The organism is Frateuria sp. Soil773 (genome assembly GCF_001428405.1).
In the GTDB taxonomy this organism is placed as follows: domain Bacteria; phylum Pseudomonadota; class Gammaproteobacteria; order Xanthomonadales; family Rhodanobacteraceae; genus LMSL01.
This window is the reverse complement of sequence record NZ_LMSL01000040.1, coordinates 147,533-155,895: the sequence shown is the minus strand read 5'-3', so window position 1 is coordinate 155,895 and position 8,363 is coordinate 147,533. Positions and strand designations below refer to the sequence as shown.

Here is an 8,363-nt window from a genome sequence, read left to right as displayed (position 1 = left end):
GTTGTTCCCCTGAGTGGACTTGTGCTTCCGGGCGCAGCGGTCGCGCGGCCCGGAACTTCATTTATTGGATGGGAGGAGCTGGGGAGCAGGGCGATGCTCCCGGGATTCGGCATGCATGGCGCATGCGTGGCACGGCTCAAGGGCCGGCGCGTTGTCCCGAATGAGCCGAGCCGAAGGTCGCGCGGCATTTCACGCCGGACGGCGTATCGAACTTGGGATTGGGCAGGTCCAGGAAGACCACGAAGGTGCCGCTCGCGGCGTCGATCGTCGGATCGACGCTGGAGACCCGGGCAGCGTACGGCTTGTCGGGCTGGATCTCCGACACGATGGTCGCGGCCATGCCTTTCTCGAACTGGCCGAACGCCTGCATCGGCATGACGACGCGCACCCGCAAGGGGTCCAGGCGCGCCAGCTTCAGGATCGCGTGCTTGGTCGCACCGGGCTCGACCGTCTCGCCCGGCCAGATCATCTGGTCCACCACGATGCCGTCGAAGGGGCTGCGGACGGTGCGCAATGCGAGCTGGGCCTGCGCCTGCTGGTATTCCAGCCGCGCCACTTCGCGGTTTTCCTTCGCCACCTTCAGGTCGGCCTGTGCCTGCCGCAACTCGGCTTCCGCGTCGTCGCTGTCCTGCTGCGACATGAGCTTCTCGGCGGCCATGTCCTTCCGGCGCGCGAACTTGCGCTTGGAGAACTCGATCTTGGCTTGCGCCTGCTCCGTCGGACCGGCCAGTTCAGACCTGTAGTGGGCAAGCGCGGCGGCGGCCAGTTCGGCGCGGGTATCGAGCGTCGCCAGCGGCTGGCCCTGCTTGACCCGGTCGCCCCGTCGCACAAACACGCGATCGAGCACGCCGCCCGCAGCCGTGCCGAGCTCGACCGTCTCCGCCGGCTCGATCAGGCAATCATGGGAAGTGGCCGCGCAAAGCGGCTGCACGCATGCGAGCAAAACGATCCCGAGCAGGGCAGCGACAAGGCCCCGCCTGATCCTCGCAACACGCTCAAGCACCGCTCCCCCTGCGGACAAGCGCACCATTCCTTCGGTCCCTGTAAGCAGCTTGAATTGCGCACGCAGCCGTTCCGATCGCCGCGCGCCCCCTGATGCAGAAGCGCATGCTAGAAGTATCCGGAATCTGCGACAAGAGGTGTTCTCGGCACTGAAACCTCGAATAGCTAACCATTTGATTTGATTGAGTCGAGCGGGGACCTTTCGAGCCCGTTGTGCAGTGGCAACTGCAGAGAAACCTCGGTAGTGGAGAACTCACGGCAGAGGAACCTCTACGGTGGGGAAAGCACCTCAGAGAAACCTCTGCAGTGGGGAATCCACTGCAGAGGAGGTTACGCATGCGGGAATGCGGCGCACACAAACATCGGCATAGAGGAAAGTGCGTGAAGCACGACCCGCACCCGATACCTGAGTCAGGGAAGCCACTTTCGCTTTGCCCAAACTATGGTGACAGCCGCTAGTTGCTGTCCATCTTTCCAAGCGAGGATCCACGGCTCGGTCAGCCGGGGACGGTCCCGCTTCGAGTCGAACAGGGATGGGATATAGCGGGACAGCACGACGCGGGTACCTTCGGCATAAGCCCGTTTGAGGATGCTGGCCAAAACAGACAGGAGAAGGTGCTGGCTTGATTCCTCAGGAGGATCATCCATCGCAGCCTCGCCCATGACCAACGCTAACAGCCTCGCGGCCGCCTGCGCGGCGGACTTGCTGAGCGTGCTCCGGTGAATGAAGCGCCTCTCGCCGATAAAAAACGGTGGAAGGAAGCTGATCTCCGTATGCGACGCACGTTTCGCGGGTTTGAAAGACTTATCCGGTTGGCGTTCGAGTCGGTCAAAAAAGAGCGACATTTCTGCATCCGACAGGCTTTCCGGGGGCAGGCGATTTGCGATCCGGCAAGCAATGTCGACGAATCCTGGCGCAACATGAACAGGGAGATCCAGCGTGGCAACCTCCTGGCGCAGCGAAGACCATTTGGCGAGGGCCGATGGGAGATCGTGAACTCCGGTCGCCAAGGCAGATTTGCGCTTCAACGTCAGCGATTGGTTCGTGGAGGACGTCAACCCGGTCTCCTGACAACAGTCGCGAAGCGTCCGCGGCAACACTATGGCGCTCCGCATGACCTCGAACGATGTTGTGGCGCCCTCCGGTGGGATGAGGACGCATTGCGCCCGCTGCTCCGCGGCCCAACTCAGGTAGCGCTCGATGAATGCAGCTGCAGCGTCCACCTGATCAAACTTGTCGGCGCAACAGACCATCTCATTGACCATGTCATGGCCTTTGGAGCAGATGAGCAGTTGGCAACCCTGTTCCCCTCGTAGCGTAAGCAGTCCGCCGCAGACCGCGCACTTCGTCTTCAGTCGCGTTCGGTGCCACGGACACTGGGTCACCCAGGAAAGCTGGTGCAACAGGGTGTGGAAGCCCTGGCGAAGGCAGGCAGGACAGTATCGAAATGACCAACTGGCCTCGAGACAGCCCGAGCCACCCTGGAAGGGCAGCCAGTTCGCCGCATCGAGCGTCGTCGATGAGGCAAGCGATAGTGCTTCGGCAACCTTGTCGCGGCTTGCTTCACTGAACGTCAAACGTCGCGAGAGATCATCGTCACGACGATTGCTCAGTCCGAACGCAGAAAAAAAGCCCTTGGGGTTGATGTGATTGAGCCTCACTACACGAGCGAATGCCCCGAATGCGGAGATCCCAGGAAGGCTTGAGAAGTCCGCGCCTACGAAGACTGGTCCTTTCATGTCAGCGGTGCGGAACATCAGACATCGCCGGCTTTTTGGAAAGTTCGAGCTCGATGTAGCCAGACCAGAGAAGCGCCTGATCCACTTGGGCCTTACTGAACTCGCGAAAGTTGGGATCATCCCACGCGATTCGGACGAGGAGGAAGTACACGAACCGCTCGAACGATTGCATGGGGAAAGGCGCATTCGCATCGAGATGATTCTTGATACGCAGCTCCTTCACGGACTCGCGGAAGAGGGGAACTTGTGAAGTCATGCGATAGCCGCTCGCGTAGGCATGACGCGCGAAGTAGGCGGTGGGAGGAACGCCCGTTGCTTCATCCGGAAACTTCGGGCCGTCGTCGTACTCGTTGAGTGCCATTGCCACATCGCAGTCTTCGAAGTCAATGGAATCCTCTTTGCCCCACAGAAGCCCGGTGAATTTGTGTGCCATGGAGTAGAAGCGTCCAGTCACATGCGAAGGCGGGCGACGATCAATGGATTGCTTACCGCCGGTGTCGGCGTCGTTTTGATGGATCAGGATAAAGAACACGCGCTTATTCCGGCGTTCCAACATATTGTCCATAGTGACGAGATGTTCGTATTCGGCTTCCGAAAAGCGCTGTGCCTCATTGACCACGATCGCTATGACTTCCTGACGAGAGTCTCGAGTCTTCTCGATCAACATGTTGCATGCACGCGTCATGCTTTCGGCACCCGTTGCATGCCGTACGGCCTTCATGTCGGCGGCTTGGAGGAACGTCGCTGAGAAGTAGTTCTCCGACGCCTTGTCAGGTTTGCCGTAATCAAGGAAGAAGAATGCGACGGGGAAGGGTTGCCACTCGGAATGCATGGCGAGGCACTCCACGCCCCAGGTCTTGCCGTCACGGCCATTGCCGCTGATATGGATGCCTTTGTCGCCACGTTCCAGGGCGGCGGCGAGCGCATCACCCAAACGATTAATTGGTCCAGTCACGATGATTGGCCTCTTTGCTTGAAGCATGGGATGAACGGGTTTGTTTGAAGGGAGCACGATCGCCATCAAGACTTCCTCCGTTGACGAAGGTCGACGCGGCCCGCGCGCGGTGCGAGTCCGGACAGCGAGTCGAGGTGGTCAAGCAAGGATGGCTTGGCTTGAGCAGGTGCCTGCTGGGTTTCCTTGAGGCCTTCTTTCACATAAGCATCCGCCGCCCAGCGGATTTCAGAAGCCTTGGTGCGCACGAAGGCGTGATAGGCGGCCAAAGCGTCGTCGGTACCCTCGATCGAGAGGAGACCGCGTTTGGTGCACTTGAGGATTGCGCTGCGCTGCTGGAGGCTGTGAGGAATCCCCCAAGGGCGCAGTGCGCGCAGGACGACGAAGAGGTTCCCGTCGGTGTCCCAGAGTGACATCTCATGAGCGGAGTCACTGGCTACGCTGGCCTGAAACGTCTTTCCCACCAGGTCCCAGCGGTGGGTCAACTTCGACGACCGATACCGCGCGTGCTGAAATTTCACGTACGGGAGCACACCTTTGCGCTTGTCACCGCGGATGGTCACGGTCTGGTGAAGCACGAGGAGTTCGGCGGCGTCCTCAGCGGTGAGGAAGGACTGGGTCGTCCACATGCCGTCGTCGATATGGGCCTCGAAGACTTCCCGCGGCGTGCGGTCTTGCAGCGCCGGGTGGGGCGTCACGTTGTACGACGAAATTTCGACATCCATCAGATCCCGGAGCGCCTCAATATTGACCGGATGGTGCTTGGCGGATTTGGTGGATACCTTCCTCTTTTTGCTGCCGCGCTCCTTCGCTGGTCGAAAACCCCCAGCCAAAAGCCTCAGTACTGCTTCTTCCAGGCGCTTGAAAAACGCTTCAATGTTGGGACGTCCTTCGGGTACGTGTGGAAATCCAAGGTTGATGACGCCCAACTGATGGTCACCAAAGTTTTCGGTGGACATCTTGGCCTTGTGGGCGAGGGCATTGTCGACCGCAACCGACGCAGGGCGATACACGCCGGCCGCGTCGCGGGCCACGGTGGGCATCCATGCTCCAAATGTGTATTGGAGTGTGGGGACAATTAGCTCTCGCGGCTTCCATGGTCGCAGCGTGTTCGCGAACGCATCGAGGAGGTCATAGCGGTCATAGGCGGGCCCGATGACCAACGTGCATGGGAATGCGGCCAGCGACACGACGTCGATCGCTACCAAGATCCATATGCCGCTTATCTGTTCGGCGGTCCACTTGCCATCTTTTGTCGGGACTTGAGCATGCCACTCGACGTCAATGATGTGCCCGTCTACCTCGACGCGATCAAGCGGCTGCAGTTTGAAGAGTTGATCGACGCGGGCCAGCATAAAATCAACGTCTTCGTTTTCTGCGACTTGAGCGTCGAGTAGCGCCTTACGCTCTCGCTTGATCCAGTTTTGGAGTGCCCGACGGCCGCTGTCCCAACAGTTCAGCGGGTAGAGACATTCGAGCCCTTTGCCCTTCAGATACGCAACGAATTTCTTGAAGAAGACATCAAACTTCGGGCTGGGATCGTTATGCGACGGGAGCTTGCCCTTATAGCTGTTTACGATCGCCTTGAGCTCCGGTAGGGCGACGAGTAACTGAGTGAATGCCCCTGCGCCCGGTGCCAGAGGAACCTCGGCTTCGAGCACTTCGGAATCCGTCACCCGGTACCACGGGATGCACACCCGGTAGCCGAATGGTTTGCCGTCCGGGGCGATCTTCGCGACGGCTTCGATCATGCCCGACAACGTCGTGCGGTCGACGCCGTGTGCTTTGGCTGCCTGTTGAACGGACGCTCCGTCGAGGACTGCGCTTAAGGCGAGCACACGTTTGTCAAAATCGGCCAAGTACTTTTTCTTGACGTATTCACGGCTTGGCTTCGGGTAGTCCATCTCAACGCAGAAGGGTGGGGCAGCGATCTCCTTCTTCTTCACGCGCGCCTCACTTGGACAATCGAGTGTCCTGTCAACTGCGACTTCGGGTCGATCGACAGCTGGCCGGCATGAATCAAGTCGGCAATCACGCAGCGGACGTCACCGGGAGGGAACCCATCGAGCGCACCGATGATTTGCGAGATCCGCACGCGATCAAAGCGTTTGGCGACGTCGAGGATGCGCGCGCGAAGATCGGACCGGTGCTTGAACCGTGAAGCGAGCTGCACCCCGGGCAGCAACCGGAGCCATGAAGCGAATGTGGCGCCGAGTTGAAGAAGATCCGTCTCGAATTCGAATTTCAGCGGCAACTGGGCGCGTTCTGCGGCTTCAAGGAGCTGACGCTCCTTGCGGTGACGCCGGCTGGCCGAAACCCCAGGCTCGGAGGAGCCGGTCGAGACCAGGAGAGGGAGAAATTCGCGTCCCGACCTAAGGCGATACCAGAACGAGAACTCGTATGTCTCGCTGTCGCAGGCGAGCTTCCTTGGGCGTTCGATGTAGCTTTCTACCTCCGGGTCAAATTCCAGCCGGAGTGCAAGAATCAAATTCGCAAGCTTCGCGACACGCGTGCGCCTGCCTTCCATTTTGGGCGAGTTGAACGTGTAAACGTCCTCATCGCGCACCTCCTTAGGACTCAGTTCCCGTCCGTCGTAAGGGGGCTTGTTGCTTGTGGAATTCGGGTTGTGGGAAGTCATGCAGCGTTCTCCCATCCGTTGGGAGAGTAGGGCATGGATACCGAGGCACTGAGCGCCGCGCTAACGAGGGACGTGCGCGCCCACCCGATCAAACGCTGCTCGCGCCTGTCAGGCGTCAGGCAGAAAATTGACGTCACCGCCCCCGATTCGGGGGTGGCGTTGGCAGTAGATCGCATCATTGGGGTACCTCTTGGGCGTAGCCGCCCCTCATCCCGGTTGAGATGCTTGCGTTGCGACGACAACGTGAGGTACTGTCCTGACAGGCCAGCCAAGACATTGGCACCTCAAAAGCCTTTTCGGATATCAGCCGGGAGGCTTTTTTTATTGCCGCGAGGGACGACGTTCGATTAAGAGCCTCTTCGGTGTTGAACCTCCTTTGCTTCGAATTTCAAGTTGGACAGGACTAGCGCACGGCTGGTCGACGGGCGCGTTTAGCCCGCGTGGCTGACTCGTCGGTTCGCACTGCCGGCGAGAACACTGCAACGTCGGCTGCATGAGAGCCGAGCCAAGCGGCCACATCGTGGGTCCTGGCGAACGGACCCTTGCGGCCCTTCAGAGTGAAGACGGGGAACGGCACGTGGCCAGCTTGGATGGCGTGCCGCAGGGCCTGTTGAGTAGCGAATCCCAAAGCCATTCGCAGCCCAGCGCTTCCCATCACATAACCCCACTGGTCGAGTAAGCCAGCAAGCAGCTCTGTCTCCAAAGAAGCGGACGGATGCGACATGTGCCTAACCTGGTTGAATGACGCGGTTTTATCCAATAAGACGCGATCTTTTGGAAGAACAGTCTTAGTCCTTCCCATCGGGACTGCTATTGAATGAGAATCGCTACACTCCCGAATCCAGGGCCGCGAATAGGTCTCGCCCCGCTGCCAAAGGTTACCGATCCGGGTCAACGCGCGAGGCGAATCCACTTCACATGCATACGGACGCTGCGATGCCAAAGTCCAAACGAGACCTAGCCGACCTTCTTCAATCGGTGATGATCATTGAGGCGGTAAGCGATCGCCGGCCAAGCGCTTCGTCTGACAACATCGAAGTGGCCCTTGGGCTCGTCAAGCAAGTCAGAGACACCAATAAGCGCCGTTTCAGTTCTGGGCGCGTAACACAGAGCCGGCGTGGTGACCACGCATTGCGCCCGGAGACGCTCAAAGAGGTCCTAAGCCTCGAGCCAGAGGCGTGGCCAGTGTGCAGCGACATCATCTGGCCGCTTCTGCGATCTGGTCGCTTCGAATTGCTGCATCCGGACCTTTACTACAAAGGGCTGTCGAAACCGGTTCACACCGTGCTTCACTTTAAGACGTCAACTTTTAGCTTTGGGCCATTGGGAGCGGTCTTTAACCCTGTCACCCTCGGACATGTAAGTTGCCTGGCCGTTCTGGGTACGCTTGATGCCGTAACAGCCCTGTGGAAACTGCTCATCGAGGCGATCGAGAACGGAGACCACACAGTCTTGATGATCGCGCGCCACATCCCCCCAGCATTGGCGATGTTCTATCGACGGCCGGAAGGGAGGCGGACCGCCATCGTGCTGTTTGCGAGGATGCGGCAATTGATCCTCGATCGGGTCCAGGTCGATGGGATAGAACTGTCGCTCTCTAACTATGATCTTGCAGCTGTTGCCGATGGGACCAGCTCTTGGGGGCTTCCTAGTTTAGGGGCGCCTCACCACCCCGCATTTCCTAAGGAGGCAGAAACGCGATCGCTCGTGTCTCCTGTAGAAGGTAAAGAGGCAGCCAAGCCCGTACGCCACGGCCTTCCGTCACACCGCGGGCCTCCCGAACTGCCCAAAGAAGCGCTGAAATGGCTTGAGCGCGCGTGTGCACCGATTCGCAAAGTGAGACGACGCCGGATCACGGGGGCGAAGTGGACTGGTCGGGCGCCATGGCCAATCGACGTGATCAACCAGCCTCATCCCAGTCATGCCGCCTGGGGTGACTATGCAATCGCTCAATTCAAGAAGGAGTTGGGCGACTACTTCTTCGCGGGCGCGCCGTGAGGTCAGGGCTCATCGGCGCTCGCTAGTGCAAAG

The 8,363-nt window shown here is 59.5% G+C and carries 6 protein-coding genes; 1 reads left to right on the top strand and 5 read right to left on the bottom strand.

Translation table 11 applies throughout. From position 1 onward, the window contains the following. Window positions 1-136 precede the first annotated feature (136 nt). The 5 genes from ASG87_RS15000 to ASG87_RS14980 form a co-directional block, all read right to left on the bottom strand. Window positions 137-1,030 (bottom strand): efflux RND transporter periplasmic adaptor subunit, encoded by an 894-nt coding sequence (locus tag ASG87_RS15000; protein ID WP_082583016.1) that lies wholly within the window; start codon window positions 1,028-1,030, stop codon window positions 137-139. 383 nt (window positions 1,031-1,413) lie between these two features. Next, window positions 1,414-2,760, bottom strand: a complete 1,347-nt coding sequence (locus tag ASG87_RS20265; RefSeq protein WP_157511117.1) for a hypothetical protein — start codon at window positions 2,758-2,760, stop codon at window positions 1,414-1,416. Next, on the bottom strand, window positions 2,744-3,763 hold the full coding sequence (locus ASG87_RS14990; protein ID WP_157511116.1) for a hypothetical protein: 1,020 nt from the start codon (window positions 3,761-3,763) through the stop codon (window positions 2,744-2,746). The genes ASG87_RS20265 and ASG87_RS14990 overlap by 17 nt, the downstream gene beginning before the upstream one ends. Continuing rightward, window positions 3,763-5,640 (bottom strand): hypothetical protein, encoded by a 1,878-nt coding sequence (locus ASG87_RS14985; RefSeq protein WP_056006874.1) that lies wholly within the window; start codon window positions 5,638-5,640, stop codon window positions 3,763-3,765. Before ASG87_RS14985 ends, ASG87_RS14990 begins: the two co-directional genes overlap by 1 nt. After that, the gene (locus ASG87_RS14980) at window positions 5,637-6,332 is read right to left on the bottom strand and encodes a hypothetical protein (protein WP_056006870.1); all 696 of its coding nucleotides are present in this window, start codon (window positions 6,330-6,332) and stop codon (window positions 5,637-5,639) included. The genes ASG87_RS14985 and ASG87_RS14980 overlap by 4 nt, the downstream gene beginning before the upstream one ends. A gap of 936 nt (window positions 6,333-7,268) precedes the next feature. On the opposite strand from ASG87_RS14980, the gene ASG87_RS20260 reads away from it, so the two are divergent. Next, a complete protein-coding gene (locus ASG87_RS20260) occupies window positions 7,269-8,330 on the top strand; it encodes a hypothetical protein (RefSeq protein ID WP_157511115.1) in 1,062 nt (353 codons plus the stop codon). The last annotated feature ends 33 nt before the right edge of the window (window positions 8,331-8,363 follow it).

What these genes read in the sequence shown, in the direction of transcription:
- ASG87_RS15000 (WP_082583016.1), bottom strand. Translation starts at nt 1,030, where the DNA reads ATGGTGCGCTTGTCCGCAGGGGGAGCGGTGCTTGAGCGTGTTGCGAGG.
- ASG87_RS20260 (WP_157511115.1), top strand. Translation starts at nt 7,269, where the DNA reads ATGCCAAAGTCCAAACGAGACCTAGCCGACCTTCTTCAATCGGTGATG.
- ASG87_RS14980 (WP_056006870.1), bottom strand. Translation starts at nt 6,332, where the DNA reads ATGACTTCCCACAACCCGAATTCCACAAGCAACAAGCCCCCTTACGAC.
- ASG87_RS14990 (WP_157511116.1), bottom strand. Translation starts at nt 3,763, where the DNA reads ATGGCGATCGTGCTCCCTTCAAACAAACCCGTTCATCCCATGCTTCAA.
- ASG87_RS20265 (WP_157511117.1), bottom strand. Translation starts at nt 2,760, where the DNA reads ATGTTCCGCACCGCTGACATGAAAGGACCAGTCTTCGTAGGCGCGGAC.